General features: G+C 62.9%; 20 protein-coding genes. 8 read left to right on the forward strand and 12 right to left on the reverse strand.

Annotated features, from left to right (window positions below; translation table 11 throughout):
* Window position 1 precedes the first annotated feature (1 nt).
* The 5 genes from AB0N65_RS18420 to AB0N65_RS18440 are packed head-to-tail and all read left to right on the forward strand — an operon-like array spanning window position 2 to window position 4,723.
* Window positions 2–1,306 carry an L-fuconate dehydratase gene (locus AB0N65_RS18420; protein WP_364164961.1) on the forward strand — a complete coding sequence of 435 codons (1,305 nt, stop codon included), beginning with the start codon at window positions 2–4 and terminating at the stop codon, window positions 1,304–1,306.
* A complete protein-coding gene (locus AB0N65_RS18425; protein WP_364164964.1) occupies window positions 1,303–2,613 on the forward strand; it encodes an alpha-L-fucosidase in 1,311 nt (436 codons plus the stop codon). Before AB0N65_RS18420 ends, AB0N65_RS18425 begins: the two co-directional genes overlap by 4 nt.
* Entirely contained in the window at window positions 2,606–2,920 is a 315-nt protein-coding gene (locus tag AB0N65_RS18430; protein ID WP_364164967.1) for an L-rhamnose mutarotase, read from the forward strand. The genes AB0N65_RS18425 and AB0N65_RS18430 overlap by 8 nt, the downstream gene beginning before the upstream one ends.
* The gene (locus AB0N65_RS18435; protein WP_364164970.1) at window positions 2,917–3,861 is read left to right on the forward strand and encodes an aldo/keto reductase; all 945 of its coding nucleotides are present in this window, start codon (window positions 2,917–2,919) and stop codon (window positions 3,859–3,861) included. The genes AB0N65_RS18430 and AB0N65_RS18435 overlap by 4 nt, the downstream gene beginning before the upstream one ends.
* Entirely contained in the window at window positions 3,854–4,723 is an 870-nt protein-coding gene (locus AB0N65_RS18440; protein WP_364164973.1) for an amidohydrolase family protein, read from the forward strand. Before AB0N65_RS18435 ends, AB0N65_RS18440 begins: the two co-directional genes overlap by 8 nt.
* Here the strand turns inward: AB0N65_RS18440 and AB0N65_RS18445 are convergent.
* The 7 genes from AB0N65_RS18445 to AB0N65_RS18475 form a co-directional block, all read right to left on the reverse strand.
* Window positions 4,720–5,391, reverse strand: a complete 672-nt coding sequence (locus AB0N65_RS18445) for a FadR/GntR family transcriptional regulator (RefSeq protein WP_364164976.1) — start codon at window positions 5,389–5,391, stop codon at window positions 4,720–4,722. The genes AB0N65_RS18440 and AB0N65_RS18445 overlap by 4 nt on opposite strands.
* A gap of 186 nt (window positions 5,392–5,577) precedes the next feature.
* A complete protein-coding gene (locus tag AB0N65_RS18450; protein WP_364164979.1) occupies window positions 5,578–7,089 on the reverse strand; it encodes an amino acid permease in 1,512 nt (503 codons plus the stop codon).
* A 144-nt stretch (window positions 7,090–7,233) separates the two neighbouring features.
* Window positions 7,234–8,649 (reverse strand): aspartate ammonia-lyase, encoded by a 1,416-nt coding sequence (locus tag AB0N65_RS18455; protein ID WP_364164982.1) that lies wholly within the window; start codon window positions 8,647–8,649, stop codon window positions 7,234–7,236.
* A gap of 12 nt (window positions 8,650–8,661) precedes the next feature.
* Complete coding sequence (locus tag AB0N65_RS18460) at window positions 8,662–9,666, reverse strand: asparaginase (RefSeq protein WP_364164985.1); 1,005 nt, start codon at window positions 9,664–9,666, stop codon at window positions 8,662–8,664.
* Between the two features lie 17 nt (window positions 9,667–9,683).
* The gene (locus tag AB0N65_RS18465; protein ID WP_364164987.1) at window positions 9,684–10,412 is read right to left on the reverse strand and encodes a FadR/GntR family transcriptional regulator; all 729 of its coding nucleotides are present in this window, start codon (window positions 10,410–10,412) and stop codon (window positions 9,684–9,686) included.
* 200 nt (window positions 10,413–10,612) lie between these two features.
* Window positions 10,613–10,837: a helix-turn-helix domain-containing protein gene (locus AB0N65_RS18470; protein ID WP_364164991.1), complete on the reverse strand. Its 225-nt coding sequence runs from the start codon at window positions 10,835–10,837 to the stop codon at window positions 10,613–10,615.
* A 54-nt stretch (window positions 10,838–10,891) separates the two neighbouring features.
* On the reverse strand, window positions 10,892–11,167 hold the full coding sequence (locus AB0N65_RS18475; protein WP_364165079.1) for a restriction endonuclease: 276 nt from the start codon (window positions 11,165–11,167) through the stop codon (window positions 10,892–10,894).
* 145 nt (window positions 11,168–11,312) lie between these two features.
* Here AB0N65_RS18475 and AB0N65_RS18480 point away from each other — a divergent pair, with 145 nt between their 5' ends.
* Both AB0N65_RS18480 and AB0N65_RS18485 read left to right on the forward strand, forming a co-directional pair.
* Entirely contained in the window at window positions 11,313–11,870 is a 558-nt protein-coding gene (locus tag AB0N65_RS18480) for a hypothetical protein (protein ID WP_364164994.1), read from the forward strand.
* Between the two features lie 60 nt (window positions 11,871–11,930).
* Complete coding sequence (locus tag AB0N65_RS18485) at window positions 11,931–12,392, forward strand: DUF3817 domain-containing protein (RefSeq protein WP_364164997.1); 462 nt, start codon at window positions 11,931–11,933, stop codon at window positions 12,390–12,392.
* A gap of 129 nt (window positions 12,393–12,521) precedes the next feature.
* Here AB0N65_RS18485 and AB0N65_RS18490 read toward each other — a convergent pair whose 3' ends face one another.
* The 5 genes from AB0N65_RS18490 to AB0N65_RS18510 form a co-directional block, all read right to left on the reverse strand.
* Complete coding sequence (locus AB0N65_RS18490) at window positions 12,522–13,106, reverse strand: hypothetical protein (RefSeq protein ID WP_364165000.1); 585 nt, start codon at window positions 13,104–13,106, stop codon at window positions 12,522–12,524.
* 353 nt (window positions 13,107–13,459) lie between these two features.
* A complete protein-coding gene (locus AB0N65_RS18495) occupies window positions 13,460–14,140 on the reverse strand; it encodes a DUF6318 family protein (RefSeq protein ID WP_364165003.1) in 681 nt (226 codons plus the stop codon).
* 128 nt (window positions 14,141–14,268) lie between these two features.
* A complete protein-coding gene (locus tag AB0N65_RS18500) occupies window positions 14,269–14,646 on the reverse strand; it encodes an RNA-binding S4 domain-containing protein (RefSeq protein WP_364165005.1) in 378 nt (125 codons plus the stop codon).
* A gap of 32 nt (window positions 14,647–14,678) precedes the next feature.
* Window positions 14,679–15,782 carry a sulfite oxidase gene (locus tag AB0N65_RS18505; protein ID WP_364165008.1) on the reverse strand — a complete coding sequence of 368 codons (1,104 nt, stop codon included), beginning with the start codon at window positions 15,780–15,782 and terminating at the stop codon, window positions 14,679–14,681.
* Window positions 15,783–15,944: 162 nt separating this feature from the next.
* The gene (locus tag AB0N65_RS18510) at window positions 15,945–16,979 is read right to left on the reverse strand and encodes an aldo/keto reductase (RefSeq protein ID WP_364165011.1); all 1,035 of its coding nucleotides are present in this window, start codon (window positions 16,977–16,979) and stop codon (window positions 15,945–15,947) included.
* A 268-nt stretch (window positions 16,980–17,247) separates the two neighbouring features.
* On the opposite strand from AB0N65_RS18510, the gene AB0N65_RS18515 reads away from it, so the two are divergent.
* Window positions 17,248–17,739: a flavin reductase family protein gene (locus tag AB0N65_RS18515; protein ID WP_364165014.1), complete on the forward strand. Its 492-nt coding sequence runs from the start codon at window positions 17,248–17,250 to the stop codon at window positions 17,737–17,739.
* Window positions 17,740–17,796 lie beyond the last annotated feature (57 nt).

Here is a 17,796-nt window from a genome sequence, read left to right on the forward strand (position 1 = left end):
CATGAGCATCATTACCTCGGTGGATACGTTCGATATCCGCTTCCCTACATCCTTGGAGCTCGACGGCTCCGACGCCATGAATCCGGATCCGGACTATTCAGCTGCCTACCTCATCATCGGCACGGACGCCGGTGACGGACATGAGGGCCACGGCTTCGTTTTCACCATCGGTCGAGGCAACGACGTTGAAACGGCTGCCTTGGAGGCGCTTCGCGGCCACATCCTGGGCTGCAACGTCGAGGAACTCCTGAACGACATGGGCGCTACCTGGAAGCTGCTCGCCCACGACTCCCAACTCCGGTGGCTCGGCCCCGAGAAGGGCGTCATGCACATGGCGATCGGCGCGGTGGTCAATGCGCTCTGGGACCTGAAGGCGAAACGTGCCGGCCTACCGCTCTGGGAGTTGCTCGCCGGCATGACACCCGAGGAACTCGTGGCATTGGTCGACTTCCGCTACCTTACGGACGCACTCACTCCGGAGGACGCGCTGGCGATTCTTCGTGCCGCGGAGCCGGGAAGGGAAGCGCGAAAAGCGGCACTGCGGGCCGAGGGTTACCCCGCATACACCACGACGCCGGGATGGCTGGGATACAGCGACGAGAAACTCGCGCGGTTGGCCAAGGAAGCGGTGGCCGACGGATTTGCCCAGATCAAGTTGAAGGTCGGGGCGTCCCTGGAGGACGACATCCGACGCGTCCGGGCTGCTCGGGCCGCAGTGGGACCGGACATCAGGATCGCCGTGGACGCCAACCAGCGCTGGGACATCCAGGACGCCATCGAATGGATGGCCCACCTCGCACCATACGACATCGCCTGGATTGAGGAACCCACCAGCCCCGACGACATCCTCGGGCACGCCGCCATCGCCCGGGCCGTAGCCCCCATTCCCGTAGCCACAGGGGAACACGTCCAGAACCGCGTGGTCTTCAAACAGATGCTCCAAGCCGGCTCGCTCCAAGTCCTCCAGATCGACGCCGCACGCGTGGCCGGGGTCAACGAGAACATCGCCATCCTGCTCCTCGCCGCAAAGTTCGGCGTCCCCGTCTGTCCGCACGCGGGCGGGGTGGGGCTCTGCGAAGCGGTGCAGCACTTGTCCATGTTCGACTACGTTGCGGTCTCCGGAACAAAGGAAGACCGGACGATCGAGTTCGTGGACCACCTCCACGAACACTTTGTCACACCCGTGGATGTCCACGCCGGTGCGTACTGGCCGCCGTCGGCACCAGGAGCGGGTAACGAAATGCTCCGTGAAACACTGGCAGCACACAACTACCCCGACGGACCCGTATGGAAGGAATCTGTATGATCCAGCACGCACCGTGGTTCGAAGAAGCACGGCTGGGGATGTTCGTGCACTGGGGCCTCTACGCCCTGCCCGCGCGCCACGAATGGGTCATGAATATCGAAGAAGCCACGGTGGAGGAGTACTCCAAGTACTTCCAGCGTTTCGATCCGGACCTCTACGATCCCCGCGAGTGGGCCAAGGCAGCCCGCAGCGCAGGCATGAAGTACGTTGTCCTCACCACCAAGCACCACGATGGCTTCTGCCTCTGGGACTCGGCGCTCACCGACTACAAGGCCACCAACACACCCGCAGGCCGTGACTTGATAGGACCCTATGTTGAGGCGCTGAGGGCAGAGGGTCTCAGGGTCGGCTTCTACCACTCCCTGATTGATTGGCACCACCCGGACTTCACCGTTGACGGGGTACATCCGCAACGCAACGCTGCCGACGTCGAAATCCTCAACAAAGGCCGCGACATGGCGCGGTACCGCGAGTACCTGCACGGCCAAGTGCGTGAGCTGTTAAGCAACTACGGCACCATCGACTACCTGTTCTTCGACTTCTCCTACACGGACCAGAATGAATTTTGGGGCGGCAAGGGCCCGAACGACTGGGACTCGGACGCCCTGCTGGCCATGGTGCGGGAACTCCAGCCGGACATCGTGGTCAACGATCGCTTAGGTATCCCCGGAGACATTGTCACTCCGGAGCAGTACCAGCCCACCGAGCCAATGAAGCTCGACGGCGTTCCTGTCACCTGGGAGGCTTGCCAGACACTGAACGGCAGCTGGGGCTACGACCGGGACAACCTGAACTACAAATCCGTGGACCTGCTCATCCGCATGCTGGTGGACGGCGTATCCAACGGTGGCAACTTGCTGCTCAACGTCGGCCCCACGGGGCGCGGCACCATCGACCCCCGGGCGCTCGCGTCCTTGGAGGGAATCGGGGACTGGATGAAACTGCACTCACGCGCCATTTACGGCGCCGGTCCGTCCGGGTTCATACCTCCCGCCGATACCCGCTACACCCAGCGCGGCGACCGGCTCTACGTGCACCTCTTCGCATGGCCCTTCGAGTACCTCCATCTGCCCGGTCTGGCCGGAAAAGTCGAGTACGCGCAGTTGCTCAACGATGCCTCCGAGGTGTTCCTCAGGGAAGTCGATCCCGACCAGCAAGCATGGAACACCACGCCCGCCGGGCAACCGCCAGGAACGCTGACCATCAAGCTTCCGGTCCAGAGGCCGGATGTCGCCGTTCCCGTCCTCGAACTCTTCCTCAGCCCGGAGGCTGCGAATGTCCCTGACCGGGAGGCTGGGGATGGCTGAGTCGATCGCCCTCCACACCCGGCTCAAGCCCGGCACGGAAGCCGAATACTCGGATGCCCACGCGCACATCCCGTCCGAGCTGGTGGAAGCGCTGAAGTCAGCCGGGGTACGTAACTGGCGGATCTGGCGCAGCGGGCTGGACCTCTTCCACGTGGTTGACGTGGACGATTACCAGGCCATGCGCCACGCGCTCGCGGATCATCCTGCCAACGTGCCCTGGCAGGCGCGAATGGCAGAACTTCTTGAGGTCCAGGACGATTACTCCGGGCAAGATTCGGGTATCCCCAAGGTATGGGAACTGCCATGACTGCCGGAGGCCTTGACCTCGGTAAGCTCGGCTTCGGCGGAGCCGGTATTGGAAACCTGTACCGGGCCATCCCCGACGGGGAGGCGCTCGCCACGGTCCTCGCCGCCTGGGACGCCGGCATACGGTACTTCGATACCGCCCCGCACTACGGACTCGGCCTGTCCGAGCAAAGGCTGGGCGCCGTCCTGAGGGACAAACCGCGGAACGAATTCGTCATCTCCACCAAGGTCGGCAGGCTGCTGGAACCCGCCTCGGGTGGCGGCCGCGACCCTGAAGGATTCGACGTTCCCGCAGACAAGAAGCGCGTGTGGGACTTTTCCGAGGCAGGCATTAGGTGCAGCATCGAGGACTCCCTGGAGCGCCTGGGCCTTGACCACGTAGACATCGCATACCTCCACGACGCCGACGTCCACGATCTCCAAGACGGTATCTCCCGAGGACTCCCGGCCCTCGAGAAGCTTCGCGAAGAAGGCGTAGTCAAAGCCATCGGCGTAGGCATCAACTCTGCCGAAGCCGCTTTGGAATGCGTCGAAGCCGCCGACCTCGACCTCGTCATGCTCGCCGGCCGTTACACCTTGCTTGAGCAGCCCGACGTCCCGCTGCTTGACCGCTGCGAGGTGCGCCGCACCGGCGTCGTAAATGTGGGCGTCTACAACTCGGGCCTGCTGGCCCGGCCCGAAGTCCCCGAGGACGCCCACTACAACTACGACCGCGCACCGCGTGCGGTGGTTGAACGGGCGCGGGCGCTCGCAGCCGTCTGCAACGAATTTGGCGTGGAACTCCCGACGGCGGCACTTCAGTTCCCGTTGCGCCATCCGGCCGTGGTGAATGTGACAGTCGGGGCCAGCGCTCCGGAACAGGTCACCTCGAACGCGGCGCGAATGGAAGAGGCCATCCCCGAGGAGCTTTGGGATGCATTGGAGGCCGTCCGGCGTGATTGACGCTCACCTGCACCTGTGGAACCTGGACACATTCGTGACCGGGGGTGTCCGGGCCTATTCGTGGCTCGGTCCGCAGCACGGCGCGCTGTACCGCAGCTTTGGCGAGGACGAGGCACGTGAAGTTTTGGACGCGGCAGGGGTAAGGGGTGCGGTGCTGGTCCAGGCGGATGACACCCTGGAAGACACCGAGAGCATGCTCGCTATTGCTGCACGCCAACCCTGGGTCCTGGGAGTGGTTGGCTGGATCAGGCTCGACTCGCCCGATGAAGCCGATGCCCAGCTCTATCGCCTTGCCGCGCAATCGGTTTTCAGGGGTGTGCGGCATCTGACGCATGACGATCCCCGGGATGATTTCCTCGACCTTCCGTCAGTCCGGCAATCATTGGCGCTGGTGGCGGATCGGGGCCTCACTTTGGACATTCCGGATGCCTTCCCGCGACACTTGGGGGCAACGGTCCGGTTGGCCCGCGACCTGCCTCAATTGACGGTGGTCCTGGACCATTTGGGAAAGCCGCCGCTGGCAGACCCCGAGGCGTTGGAAAGGTGGCGTTCCGACTTCCGGACGCTCGGACAACAACCCAATGCCGTGGCCAAGCTGTCCGGATTGCATGTGCCGGGTGTTGCGTATTCTGCGGATTCGCTGCGTGTATTGTTCGACGAAGCCGTGGACGCCTTTGGCCCGGAGCGGCTGATGATCGGAAGCGACTGGCCCGTCAGCACCCTTGGCGCACCATACGGCCGCACCATGGACGTGTTGCTGGAGCTCGTGTCCTCGCTGAGCGCCGCTGAACAGGACGCTGTGCTGGAGGAGACCGTTATCCGCACATACGGCCTTGCAGTTACGCCCCTTCCACAGGATTAAAGCGCCTGCCGCAGCCAGTTCTCCACGCCGCTGATGTGCACGGTCACCAAGGCCCGCACGAGCTCGGCATCTCCACGCTCCAACGCATCGGCGATGGCCTTGTGCTCAGCCAGGGTGTGGGCGACTGCCTTTTCCTGCGTGAGTCCGCGCCAAATCCTTGCCCGCACTGTGCTGCTGGACAGGGCTTCCAAAAGGCTGCCGAGGTAGTCGTTTCCCGCGGCTTCCGTGATGATGCTGTGGAATTCGAGATCATGGGCCACGAGTTCTTCAACGGCTGTGTTCTCGTCGATGCCCTCCATCGTGCCGCGCAGGGCCAGGAGCTCGTCCGGGGTGATCTTGCTGGCGGCGAGGTGGGCGGTGGCCGGCTCCAGGATTCGTCGGACCTCAAACAGCTCCAGGATGGAGCGGTCCTGGTGGAGGTCAACCACGAACGCCACCGCTTCGTTCAGGAGCTTGGCGTCGAGGCTGGTCACGTAAGTGCCGTCCCCTCGGCGGACATCCAGGACGCGGATCAGCTCGAGGGCCTTCACGGCTTCCCGCAGCGAACTCCGTGAGAGCCCCAGCCTTTCGCTCAGTTCTTTTTCCGGCGGGAGCCGGTCGCCGGCCTTGAGCTCGCCGCGGATCAGCATGTCCTTGATCTTGCCGATCGCCTCATCTGTGACAGCCATGGACCAATAGTAGTCATCATTGATCGGATGTCTGTTGATCTCCCAACTAGGTCGCAATTGTGCGCGTTTTGAGGGCTCAAAACGCGCACAATTGCGACTCAGTTGGGTTCGTTAACCCACGACGGCGGCACCCGGGTTCCGCTGTTGCGGAACCCAAGTGCCGCCGTCGGGCGCTGGGCGGGAGTGCTAGGAGTCGCCGCCGCGCATCGGGCGGTTGGCAACCACAGGAGCGCTGCCGGTGTAGCCGTCGCGTGCGGCAGCGATCTCGTGGATCTGCTTGCGGCACAAGAACCAGCCCACCACCATCAGCACACAGGCGATGGCCGTAACCAGCATGGTGAGCGGCGAATCGATGAAGACCATCACCAACACGCCCACCAGGAACAGCAGCGAAAGGTAGCCGGTGTACGGGGCACCGAACATGCGGAACGACGGGCGCTTCAACCAGCCCTTGTCCGCCCATCGCTTGAGCTGCATCTGGCACAGGACGATGGTGGCCCACGTGACGATGATGCCCACGGACGCGACGTTCAAGACGATCTCGAAGGCCTGAGCCGGAACCAGGTAGTTCAGCGGAACGCCGAGCAGCGAAACGCCGGCGGTGATGGCGATGCCGCCGTACGGGACACCCGCCTTGTTCATACGCTGGGCGAACTTGGGGGCGGAACCGGCTACCGACATCGAGCGCAGGATACGACCCGTGGAGTACAGGCCGGCGTTTAGCGAAGACAGCGCGGCGGTGAGGACCACGAGGTTCATGATGACATCGACGCCCTGGACACCAATGGAACCGAAGAAGGTCACGAACGGGCTGACGCCCTTCTCGTAGGACGTGTACGGGAGCAGCAATGCCAGCAGGATGACGGAGCCCACGTAGAAGACGGCGATACGGAAGACCACGGAGTTGATGGCCTTGGGCATGATCTTCTCAGGGTTCGGGGTTTCGCCCGCCGCGGTGCCAACGAGCTCGATCGAAGCGTAGGCGAAGAGCACGCCCTGCATGAGGATGATCATGGGCAGCAGGCCGTTGGGGAAGATGCCGCCGTTGTCCGTGATGAGGCTGAAGCCGACTTCCTGCCCGTCAACCGGCGTACCGAAGATCACGAAGTAGGTGCCCACCACCAGGAACGCGACCAGCGCTGCAACCTTGATCAAGGCGAACCAGAACTCAAGCTCACCGAAGACCTTGACGGACACGAGGTTCAAGGCGAGGACCACAACCAATGCGATGAGCGCCCAGGCCCACTGCGGAACGGCACCCATCCATGGGATGTATTTGCCGAAGAAGTTCATGTACAGCGCTGCGGCCGTGATGTCCACAATCGTGGTGGTAGCCCAGTTGATCCAGTAGAACCAACCCGAGACGAACGCCGCCTTCTCGCCGAAGAACTCACGGGCATAGGAAACGAACGAGCCCGACGACGGCCGGTGCAGAACAAGTTCACCGAGCGCGCGGAGGATCAGGAAAGCGAAGAAGCCACAGACGGCATAAGCGATCACGAGCGATGGGCCTGCGGCGTTGAGGCGTCCGCCTGCGCCAAGGAACAGGCCGGTGCCGATGGCGCCGCCGATGGCGATCATCTGGATCTGCCGTGGCTTGAGATCCTTGTGGTAGCCCTTGTCCTCCTTGTGGAGGGCCTTCTCGCTGGCGTGCGCTTGGGCCGGGACCGTATGGTCCGTGATGGGTTGGTTGGTCATTGGAATCCTTAGGGGTGTCCTGTTGGGGGTGTCCTGCACGCACCGGCCGGGGTCCGGGGCGCAGGGCAGTGCCTCGCGGGGGGTGTGCCTCATCGGGCGGGGCGGCTCACTTGAGCCGTTCTGGGCTAACTGGCCGGTTGCGGCCTATTTGCTGAGGTTTGCCAGACGTTCCGGGCTGAGCAGTTCTTCGAGTTGGGCGGCGGTCAGCAGACCGTGCTCCAGGACGAGTTCTGCAACACCCTTGCCGCTGGCCAGCGCCTCTTGGGCGATGGCAGTGGCGGAGGCATAACCGATATGCGGGTTCAATGCCGTGACGAGACCGATCGACTGCTCCACGGTAAGCCGTAGCCGCTCGGTGTTTGCTGTGATTCCCCGGACGCAGCGAGCCGTAAGGGTGCGGCTCGCTGCTTCCAGGTGGGAGATGCTCTTGTGCAGGCTATGCACAATGATCGGTTCGAAGGCATTCAGCTGAAGCTGGCCCGCCTCCGCGGCCATAGTGACGGTGACATCGTTGCCGATGACTTCGTATGCCACCTGGCTGACCACTTCCGGGATCACCGGATTGATCTTGCCGGGCATGATCGACGAGCCGGACTGCACAGCCGGCAGGTTGATCTCACCCAATCCCGCGCGCGGTCCGGAGGACAGCAGGCGGAGGTCGTTACAAATCTTGGAAAGCTTCACGGCCACACGCTTGAGGACGCCGGAGAGGTGCACAAACGCGCCAACGTCCTGCGTGGCCTCAATGAGGTCCGCGGCCGTGATGAGGGGAAGCCCGGTGATCTCCGCCAAGTGCCGGCAAGCAGCATCTGCGTAGCCGGCCGGGGCGTTCAACCCGGTGCCGATGGCCGTCGCTCCGAGGTTGATCTCGTGAATGAGCATGTGGGACTCGTCCAAGCGGGCACGGTCCTCACCGATGGTCACAGCGTAGCCGCCGAACTCCTGGCCAAGCGTCATGGGGACCGCGTCCTGGAGCTGGGTGCGCCCCATCTTCACTACAGTGCGGAACTCCCGGCCCTTTTCAGCGAACGCCTCTTCGAGTTCCTCCAGCGCAAGGAGGAGTTCCTTGACGGAGAAGATCGTGGCGAGGTTTACCGCGGTGGGGTAGACGTCGTTGGTGGACTGGCTCAGGTTGACGTGGTCGTTCGGGTGGAGCTTGGAGTAGTCGCCCTTCGCGTGGCCAAGGATCTCCAGCGCCCGGTTGGCAATGACCTCGTTGGTGTTCATGTTGGAACTCGTACCGGCGCCGCCCTGGATGACGTCCACCATGAACTGGTCCTGGAGCATGCCATCCATGACATCCTGGCAGGCCTGCTCAATGGCTCCTGCGCGCTCGGCGTCGAGGAGTCCGAGTTCGTGGTTGGTCCGGGCTGCTGCCATCTTCACCGCGGCAAGGCCCCTGACAAGGTGGCGGTTGGTGGATAGTGCCTGCCCGGTGATGGGGAAGTTCTCGATGGCCCTGAGCGTGTGAACGCCCCAGTAAGCGTCCGCGGGAATGTCGCGGTCGCCCAGGAGGTCGTGCTCGGAACGGACGGGGATCGCCTGATCGACGGTGGTCATAGCTGTCCTTGGTTAGTTCGTGCTGAAAATTTGCGCTGCCCGGAGCTCGCCGACCGGAAGGCCGCCGCCCAACACAGGCGGGCTCTGAAGCGTGTCCAGGCTGCCGCCGTCGACGTTCAACCGGCGAAGAACCTCAACGGTAATGGGCATGCGCGCGCGATCGCCGCCGTCGGAGATCTTCACCGCGAGGCCGCGGCCGTCCGGAAGGCCGACCAGCTGCAGGCCCTCGAAGCCGTCCTTGGCCAGGAGGCCCGGAACTGCGCGCATGAGGGCCGTGACATCGCGGCCCTCACCTGCGACCATCTCCGGGAAGCGGCGCATGGCGTGGGCAATCTTGCCTTCATCGGTATCCTCGTCGGCTGCAGCGAGGCGGCCGTACGCGCGGGCCATGCCGTGCAGCGAGTGGGCGAAAAGCGGCGTCCCGCAACCATCCGTGCTCACCGCAGCTGCGTCTTCGCCGGTCAGTTCGGTGATGGTGTCCCTCACCAGGACCTGCAGCGGGTGTTCCGGGTGGAGGTAGTCTGCCACGGGCCAGCCATTGAGGACACAGACGGCGGTCATGGACGCGTGTTTACCCGAGCAGTTCTGGGCGAGCTGGGTGGGGCCGTTGCCGTCGCGAAGCCATTCTTCGCGCTCGGCAACGCCGTACGGGAGATCGGTGCTGTTGCCCAGGTTTGCTTCGGTGAGGCCATGGAGCCGCAGGATTTCGGCAGCCCCGTCACGGTGCTGCTTGCTGCCGGAGTGGCTCGCGGCGGTCAGGGCGAGGAGGTGTTCAGGGATGTCCAGGCCGGCTTTGAGGAGTGCCACGGCCTGAAGCGGCTTCAGGCTCGAGCGAGGATACATCGGGGCGTCCGGCTGCCCGGCTTCCAGCGCGGTGCTGCCATCTGCGTTCAGCGCGATCAGTGAGCCGTAGTGGACGCTCTCCACCAGGCCGTCGCGGGTCTGCTCGACGAGGGGGACGTGCTGTGGGGCCAGCGCCTGATGAGGTGTTTGCTGTGCCGTTTTGAGGCTGGGCATGGTGTCCTTCGGGTGGTTCATTTGCTGAGGATCGTGTCCAGCGCCGCGCTGACGGCCTGCAGGTGGTCGGCCATCGCTTTGCTTGCGGCTTCGGCGTCGCCTGCTTCGATCGCGTTGAGTACGGCGACGTGTTCTTCGTCGGAGCGGTGTTGCCTGTCTGCGACGAGGTTAAGTGTTTCGGACTGGTGGGCGAGGGCGTCGCGGATGTCCTGGACGACGCTCGCGAACACGCGGTTGCCACTGGCGCGTGCGACGGCGGAGTGGAAGCTCGCGTCCAAGTTCACCCAGGCTTCGGGGTCGTTTTCGTTGAGCATCTCCTGGACGATGTCCTTGAGGTGCTCGAGTTCTTCCGCGGTGCGGCGCTGGGCTGCCAATCCGGCTGCGGGGATCTCGATGTGGGGTCGCGCTTCGTTAAGATCGCGCGCACTGTATTGACCCAAGGTAAGGTCATTAGCGACCTTGTTGGCCACGATGAACGTGCCTTTGCCCGTTTTTGTGACTGTCAGGCCCAGTGTGTTGCAGGACCGCAGGGCTTCCCGGATGACAGAGCGGCTCACGCCGTACTGCGCTGCGAGGGTCGCTTCGGAGCTCAGCTTGGTGCCGATATCGAATTGGCCGCCCTCGATGGCCCGCCGGAGGGCAGCGAAGACTGCTTCCGCTGCCGAAATGCGGGAGATCGGGGTGGGTGTAGCACGGCTGTTTTCAGGGCCTTGCTGTCCGGCTGTCCGGCTGTCTGACAGGTTCACGGTATTGAATATGGCACGGGTCACAAGGGGCTGTCAACGCTGAAAGGTATGCTTCACGGTTTGGGGACCAGGGCAGCGCCGCTGATTGCGCCGGGCCCTAGCTGACGCGCGCATGAAGCGGAACGTCAGATTGCCTGAGCTTGTCTGCTCGACACGGCCGCAGTGCGTGCCATCCATAAAAAGGTCGAGTGCTCGGGCATTTACCATCGGACCTGGCCAGTCTTGCTGTTACGTATCGCAACTTCGAACCCCAAGGCTTGGAAGACGTCCATGAACTTAGACGTTTCCACCGTGGGCTTGCCGGACTCAAGGTCGATGACGAAGGTTCGAGAAACGTTTGCCCTGCGAGCCAGTTCCGCCTGCGCCCAACCGCGCTCTTCGCGGAGTTCACGTATGAGTGGACCAGCCTCACGGACGGTTCGCATTTCAGTCTCCTGTCGCCGTACGCCGACTTTCCAGAATGTCGCCGTACGCCGGCTTTAACTTTTGTTGCCGTACGGCGACAGTAGATTGCTGCTTAGGCACTCGGTTGATTCGAAGAAGTCCTCGTCCAGTTCGACGACGTCGTAGCTCCGCTTCACCTGAACGCCCACCCGGTACTTGATCATGAGGCTGACAATACGTGTGCCATCGATGAGGATCGTTCGAGTGCCAACGCTGGCCGCATATTCTTTGGCCCCTTGTGAGAATCGGCCGGTGGTGATGAAGACGCCTTTGGAAGCGGAGAAGCCGTGAAGCGCGCGAGTCTCGTTCAGGCCCGCACCAAAAAGTAGGTGTCAAGCACGACGGCGGCACTGGGCTCTGTTGGGGGCCTGCCAAGCGAGCCGGGAGCGGCGCATAATGTCATGCATGACGGCCAGTAAGCCAACTGGAAGCAAACCGCATGGGTTTCGGATCACGGTGGAGGTGCCGGTACTCCGCGTGGGGTCGGATCCCTCTGATTTCGATGGCCTGGCCCGCTACGTCGATTCCATCCGCAAACCCCAGGGTCTGCATATGACGCTCCTGCACATCGGGATCCTGGACAATCTCGTCGCTGACATTGTGGCGTGGACGCACGGGAGAGCGCCCGCGGACCGGGTGACCATGGAACTCGTCAGTTGGCTGAACGAACTACCGGTTCTCGAAGGGTTCCTGGGGAAGTCGAGCCGGCTTGTCTCGCTGGGTGGTGGTCATATCGGGGCACTTGAAGTGGAAGTGCCGCAGTCTGTGCACGATTACCAGTCTCTGCTGATCCAAGGCCTGCATGTTCTGCTGGACCAGTTGGGTTTGGACAACATTGACGATTTCATCCTGAGTTCCCCCGCGCTGGGATACCGGTCGCCGCGATGGGTCCCGCACATCGCTGTGGGCAAGGCGAGAACGCGGCACGAACCACCCATGGAAATCGCCCCCGTGCCCGTCGAGTTCGGCGATTCGCGGATCCGAAACCGGGAGTCGCTACCCTCCTTTGGCTGAGGGGCTCCGTCCATCCACGGTAAATTGGATCTGACTCACGTTTCCCAGCCAAGGACTTCCATGCAGCCCCGCACCCTGTTTCGTACCGTTGCTTTTGCAGAAGCTGTGACGTGGACGCTGCTGCTGATCGGTCTTTTCCTCAAGTACGTCACGCGCACCACGGATGTCGGCGTGAGTATCGCCGGCGGCATCCACGGCTTCGTTTTCCTTTGCTACGCGGCAACCGCTGCGTTCACGTGTATCAACCAGAAGTGGACGGCACGTACGGGCCTCCTCGCCATCGCCTCGGCCGTTGTTCCGTACGCCACGATTCCGGTTGAAAGGTCACTCGATCGGCGTGGAATGCTCGACGGCGGGTGGCGGCTCGCCGCTGGTGGCGAAAAGCCCCGCGGTGCATTGGAGAAGGCGCAGGCATGGGTGCTGGGCAATCCCATCCTGGCGGTTGTTCTGGTCCTGGTGGGCGTCGCGGCGGTGTTCAGCTTCCTGCTTTTCATGGGCCCGCCGGACACCTGGTTCGCCTAAGCGGCGGAGCGGCATTCCGCCGACTGGGCTACTGCCCGGTGATTTTCGCATCGTCGCGCAACCGCTGAGAACAGAACTAGCTTCTGCTGGGTGGCTTCGCACTTTGGTGTTGCTTGGCGCCCTTCTGGGCTATCGTTCGGTGTCTGCTCCGGGGCAGCCCCAGGATTGTGGGTTTTCTTGGCAGGTGTCGGCGACGAGGGCGGTTTCTGTTTTCCAGACCTGGATGGTTTTGGGTTCTGTGGTGAGGTCCAGGGTTCCGTTGATGGGTAGGGGTGGGCCGTTGTTGACGGAGTATGTTCCGGTGAAGCTGGTGGTGACGGTGGTGGGGTAGTTGCCGGTGCTGGTGTAGGTGTGGCTGGTGCGGGTGTGATTGATGAGCCATTGGGTTTCCGGGATGGGGTACCCGGCCACGGGTGTGGGGCCGAGGGTGGTGCCGTCGCCGAAGGCGTAACTGTGGCTGCTCGGGGTGGCGGCGAGGTGGATGTTTTGGCCGAGGACCGTGACGTCGAAGGCCTGCTCGGTGGCGGTGGTATAGAAGTTGGTGGGGCCGCCCTTGAGGGTATGGGGGAAGGGCTGGATTTCGAGGGTTCCAGGGTTGACGGGCAGTTGCCGGAAGTCGGTCAGGATCCGTGCGGCGATGTCCGCGAGGACGTTCTCAGGTTCGGGGTCATACAGGCACGTCGGGCCGCCGATCGCAGAATATTCGGTCCACACCGGATTAGTAATGGCCTTCGGTGCTCTCTTCCATCGAACCACGGTGCCCTGTGCACCGCCTGCTGTTTGCGGCGGGCACTCCATGCCGAGGCATATGAAGTCACCACCGCCACCAGCAGGGCATTTTGTGTCGGCCATGTATTGGTAGGGGTCATCAGCGGCGGATGCGGCTTCTAGGGACGTCGTAGGACGACCTGTAGCCGCATCCAGACTGAAACTGGCACCTATCCCAAGTGACCGTTGGGTGAAACCTGCCTCTAGGGCTGGCGCGGGCGGCTCAGTACTGGCCCAAGCCGCCGGACTCAAATAGAGAGAAATGATGACGGTCGCGACCTTGAGTCCAATGAGTCTTCTCATCGGATAACGCCAACATCGGTTGTTGCCCAAGCTCCATCACGAAAAACAGCAAAGAAAGCTGCAGCATCATTTGTCGCGGGGGTGGGTTCGCGGCCCTTGGTTCCATCTGCATTCATGTAGATGATTTCCCCTTGGAGCACCTGAGCTTTTGCCGTTTGAGAGCTCTCTGAGTCTTGCCAGAGCACTTCAATAACTGGCGTCCTATATTGCCCTCCAACGAGCCATCGATCCGCTGTGTAATTGGTCGCGACCGCTGAGAGCAGGTCGTTGCAAAGCACACACGCACTCGAGGACAAAGCCTTCGCTTGTGAGACGTCGCCGGTTTCGTACGCGAAGCTCAAGAGCTGGAACCAATACCGAATAAACGCCTCCAGCCCCTCCTTCGAGTTCTCCTTCGCCAACTCGGGCATCACTGGAACAGGAACGTTCTCCGCTTTCCCCTTAGCGTCTGCCGGTTTGTACACAGCTGCGGGCGTGCTGCCCGAACCGGCATAGGCAGAAACGCTGGGCGTCGCGCTTGAGGCGGGGGACGCCGTCGTCGGACCTGTTTGCGAAGGCGAAGGCGAGGGGCCCGGGGCGCTGCCCGCTTGGCAGCTACAAAGCAGCAGGGCAACGGCGAAGCCAAGTAGAGCGGCCCGGGCACCGGCAGGCGAAGGTACGGCAAAAAGAGATGACATGACAGGCTCCCCAGCGACTGTTTTGGCGTAGTGCCCGCCAGTCTAGGCAGGACGCCTCAAGGGAGTCACGTCGAGATCCTTCGCCTGTGGATAACCGAGCCACCGTGGGATTCGCTCCGTACTCCGACCTACCCCCGGAGCTTCTCCATGTCCCGTCGGTCTTTCTTCGTGGGCCGCCCGGCTCCACGGTCCCGCTGGGGCAGGCCGAGCTGCGGCGCAACTGGACGCGGGGGAGTGTGGTCGGTGTAGCAGTGCGATGCTGCCTCGGCGCCCACACGTTTTGCAATCAGGCGCCGCACTTCGAAGATCCGCTCCCATCCGGATTCGCGGACACGGATGGTGTCGCCAACGATCACCGTCTGGGACGCCTTTACCGGATTGCCGTTGATTCGGATGTGTCCCGCACGGCAGGCCGCAGTTGCGGCGGATCGGGTCTTGTATGCGCGGATCGCCCACAGCCAAGCATCGACGCGGACTGTCGCTGGGGATGAAGACTGGCTACTCATGATTCAGACGAGTCTAACCCCCGCCTAAACCCCTACCGCACCGTCACCTCAACCCGCTGCGCCATATTGTTCCCGATGCCCTGATAGTTCCACACCTGCTCACTGGCCTGCAGCGCGCCCGACGAATCCATCGCCCGGCACCGCAGCACGTGGTCGCCTGGTTTCGCGACCCACACCATCGACCACGAACGCCACGCGAAATCACCCTGGGCGGGTTCCAGATGGGCCGGCATCCACTCGCCGTCGATCCCCACCTCTACCCGTTCTATCTCACCGTGACCCGACCACGCCCGCCCGCGGAGCATCACCGGGCCGGCATCCACAACGCGACGACGCGTGAAGAAGTCGGGGATACCCGGAGGAACCATCAACGACCTCACCCGAATGCGCGTCACGGGCAGGCCAGGTCCATCGGGTCCTTGGAGGTAGTGGTAGGCAACGGCCTGCTGGACTCCCATGAAACGTGACGTCACGGCCTCGATCGACGTCAGCCACTTCACGCTCGCCATGCCGTACCAGCCGGGCACCAGCAGCCTGAGCGGGAAGCCGTGCTGCGGCGGCAGGGGGTTGCCGTTCATCGCGTACACCAGCATGACTTCGGGGTGCATCGCTTCCGCGATGGTCAGGCTGCGCGCATACGGCTCTTCGACTCCGCCTTGGATGCCGCTGTCCGCGCCAGTAAAGACAAGCTCGACGGCGTCACTCGCCACCCCTGCTTCCTCCAGCAGGGGTGCCAAGGGAGTTCCGGTCCACTCTGCCGTGCCGACGGCACCCAGAACCCAGGGTTGGCTGAGTGGGCGCGGTTGGAGAAGAGCACGTCCGTTGCCCGCACATTCGAGCGTTACGGGCATGGTGACGGCGTCCCGGGCCTTGATGTCGTCGAGGCTCAGTTCCAGCTTCCGATTAACCGCGCCGCCAAGGGTCAGCCGCCACTCGTTCAGGTCGATGTGCGGGATGTCGAAATGTATCAGCAGGTAGTGCAGCCCTGCGGGGGTGACGTCCTCGCGCAATGCCTCGAGCGGCATGGAATGGTTGCGGCCTGCGAGCTGCAGTTCTTCGTGGGTCAGGGGACCTTCGGTCGGCTGTCCGGGGATGGCGGCCTGTGTGGCGCCTTGGGTTACATGGGGCTTGGACATGGGAGGCGGCGTTCTACTTGACCTGACGCTGCGGAGATACCGCAACACTTAGGACAAGGATCACGCTGGGCTGGAACGCCGTCAATAGGCGATTGTGAGGCCTGCTCGACGGGCGTCACGAGCACCGAAGGGCGCAGAACGGGTCACACAACGCGAGGGGACCTACCGCCGTCGAAGTTCCGGGTACTCAAGGTGCGGCGCCACCGTGCCGGCGTCGCGTTCAAGGAAGTTGACGGCCGGGGCCACGATATCGTCGATCTCGTCCAAAGCGGCTTCGCTGAGGACCACGTCTGCGGCCTTCAGATAATCCGTCAGGTGCTCGTCGGTGCGTGGCCCAATGATCACGCTCGTGACAGCCGGATGGTTCAGCGCGAAAGCAACGGCCAGCTGAATGAGGGTCAAACCGTGGCGCGCTGCCACTTGCGCGAGGGCGTCGGCAGCATGCAGCTTTCCTTGGTTGAAGGGCGCTGTCACATCGAATCGGCCCGGTAGGGCCGAGAAACGTGAACTTTCAGGCTGGCCCCCGCCAACGCGGTAACCGCCGGCCAGCCAGCCGCCGTCGAGCGGTCCGTAACTTAAAACCCCGACGCCGTACTGCTGGGTGATGGGGAAAACGTCACGTTCGTTGGCACGCACCAAGAGGGAATAGGGGACTTGGTCAGCCACAGGCGGGGTGAGGTGGTTGGTGTTGGCGATCCACTGCGCTTCGACGAGTTGCGCCGGGCTGAACACGGACGTGCCGTAGTAGAGGATCTTTCCCTGCCGGATGAGGTCGTTCAGTGCGGTGATCGTGTCCAGGAGATCAGTGTTGTAGTCGGGCCGGTGCGCTTGGTAAAGGTCGATCCTGTCAGTGTTCAAGCGGCGAAGGCTGTCCTCAACTGCCCGGACGATCCAGCGGCGCGAGTTGCCCGCATGTGCCGGGTTGGAGCCCATTTGTCCGTGGAACTTCGTGGCAAGGAAGACGTCGTCGCGCCTGCCCTGGATCGCCTGGCCCACTACTACCTCGGCCTCACCTTGCGAGTAGATGTCGGCAGTGTCGATGCTCGTAATGCCGGCGTCGAGGGCCGCCTTGATGATGGCGATGCTCTCTGACGGGCCGGTAGGAGCCGTCCCCGTGCCGAAGTTCAGGGTGCCCAGGGTGAGGGGGCTGATCAGGGCGCCTGTGCGTCCAAGCGTTCGTAGCTCGTTGAGGCTCATCTCGGCTTCCTGTGTGGGACTGTATTGCGGGATCAAATGGTCATCGAGGGGATGTCCAATCGAGGCTACACAGGGCGGTGGGACGTCGATACGCAAGCGGTAGAACTTCTTCGTTTTTCGTCTTGCGAAGTAATGAAAGGGGCCTTACTTCGCGACATTTCTTGACACTCGGCAACACAAATGTCTTCCGAATCAACAAATATTGTGGTTCCTCCGGACGCGTGAATTATGGGAAAGAGTTCAAGCAACGCGTGAAGGGGACAGTGAAATGACACAGACCACGGTGGAAGAAACAGCTGCAATCAAGGCAGCATTTGCGCAGTTCCCGTCCGGGGTTGCCGCCTTCAGTGCGATGGTGGATTTCACGCCCGAGGTCCTGGTCGCTTCCTCGTTTACGGTGGGCGTTTCCTTGGAACCGCCGCTGGTGATGTTCGCGGTGCAGAACTCGTCCACAACATGGCCCAAACTCCGCCAAGCCAGCAGGTTGGGCGTTTCGGTGCTGGCGGCGGGGCAGGAGGCCGCGTGCCTGCAGCTATCGTCAAAAACCCGTGACCGGTTTGCCGGCATCGACACCAGCGTCAGCGATTCGGGAGCGGTCCTGATCGACGGGGCGGTCCTCGGATTCGAATGCGAGGTAGTGTCCGAAACACCCGCGGGGGATCACGCGATCGTTGTCCTGGAGGTCAAGGGAACCACCATCAACCACGAGTCCCAGCCGCTGATCTACCACGGAGCATCCTTCCGGCAGCTCGCGGCGTAGCTGGTCCATGCGGCGTAGCTGGTCACGAGCCCGCGGCCTCGCAGCGCCGTCCCGGGC

Origin of the sequence: Paenarthrobacter sp. NPDC089322 (assembly GCF_040684895.1) — a bacterium.
GTDB lineage: Bacteria > Actinomycetota > Actinomycetes > Actinomycetales > Micrococcaceae > Arthrobacter.

Bases quoted from the DNA above. Each gene is read 5' to 3' on its own strand.
- AB0N65_RS18420 (WP_364164961.1), top strand. From the start codon at position 2: ATGAGCATCATTACCTCGGTGGATACGTTCGATATCCGCTTCCCTACA.
- AB0N65_RS18445 (WP_364164976.1), bottom strand. From the start codon at position 5,391: ATGGCTGTCACAGATGAGGCGATCGGCAAGATCAAGGACATGCTGATC.
- AB0N65_RS18515 (WP_364165014.1), top strand. From the start codon at position 17,248: ATGACACAGACCACGGTGGAAGAAACAGCTGCAATCAAGGCAGCATTT.
- AB0N65_RS18470 (WP_364164991.1), bottom strand. From the start codon at position 10,837: ATGCGAACCGTCCGTGAGGCTGGTCCACTCATACGTGAACTCCGCGAA.
- AB0N65_RS18495 (WP_364165003.1), bottom strand. From the start codon at position 14,140: ATGTCATCTCTTTTTGCCGTACCTTCGCCTGCCGGTGCCCGGGCCGCT.
- AB0N65_RS18455 (WP_364164982.1), bottom strand. From the start codon at position 8,649: ATGACCACCGTCGATCAGGCGATCCCCGTCCGTTCCGAGCACGACCTC.
- AB0N65_RS18485 (WP_364164997.1), top strand. From the start codon at position 11,931: ATGCAGCCCCGCACCCTGTTTCGTACCGTTGCTTTTGCAGAAGCTGTG.
- AB0N65_RS18425 (WP_364164964.1), top strand. From the start codon at position 1,303: ATGATCCAGCACGCACCGTGGTTCGAAGAAGCACGGCTGGGGATGTTC.
- AB0N65_RS18510 (WP_364165011.1), bottom strand. From the start codon at position 16,979: ATGAGCCTCAACGAGCTACGAACGCTTGGACGCACAGGCGCCCTGATC.
- AB0N65_RS18435 (WP_364164970.1), top strand. From the start codon at position 2,917: ATGACTGCCGGAGGCCTTGACCTCGGTAAGCTCGGCTTCGGCGGAGCC.
- AB0N65_RS18450 (WP_364164979.1), bottom strand. From the start codon at position 7,089: ATGACCAACCAACCCATCACGGACCATACGGTCCCGGCCCAAGCGCAC.
- AB0N65_RS18460 (WP_364164985.1), bottom strand. From the start codon at position 9,666: ATGCCCAGCCTCAAAACGGCACAGCAAACACCTCATCAGGCGCTGGCC.
- AB0N65_RS18505 (WP_364165008.1), bottom strand. From the start codon at position 15,782: ATGTCCAAGCCCCATGTAACCCAAGGCGCCACACAGGCCGCCATCCCC.
- AB0N65_RS18430 (WP_364164967.1), top strand. From the start codon at position 2,606: ATGGCTGAGTCGATCGCCCTCCACACCCGGCTCAAGCCCGGCACGGAA.
- AB0N65_RS18500 (WP_364165005.1), bottom strand. From the start codon at position 14,646: ATGAGTAGCCAGTCTTCATCCCCAGCGACAGTCCGCGTCGATGCTTGG.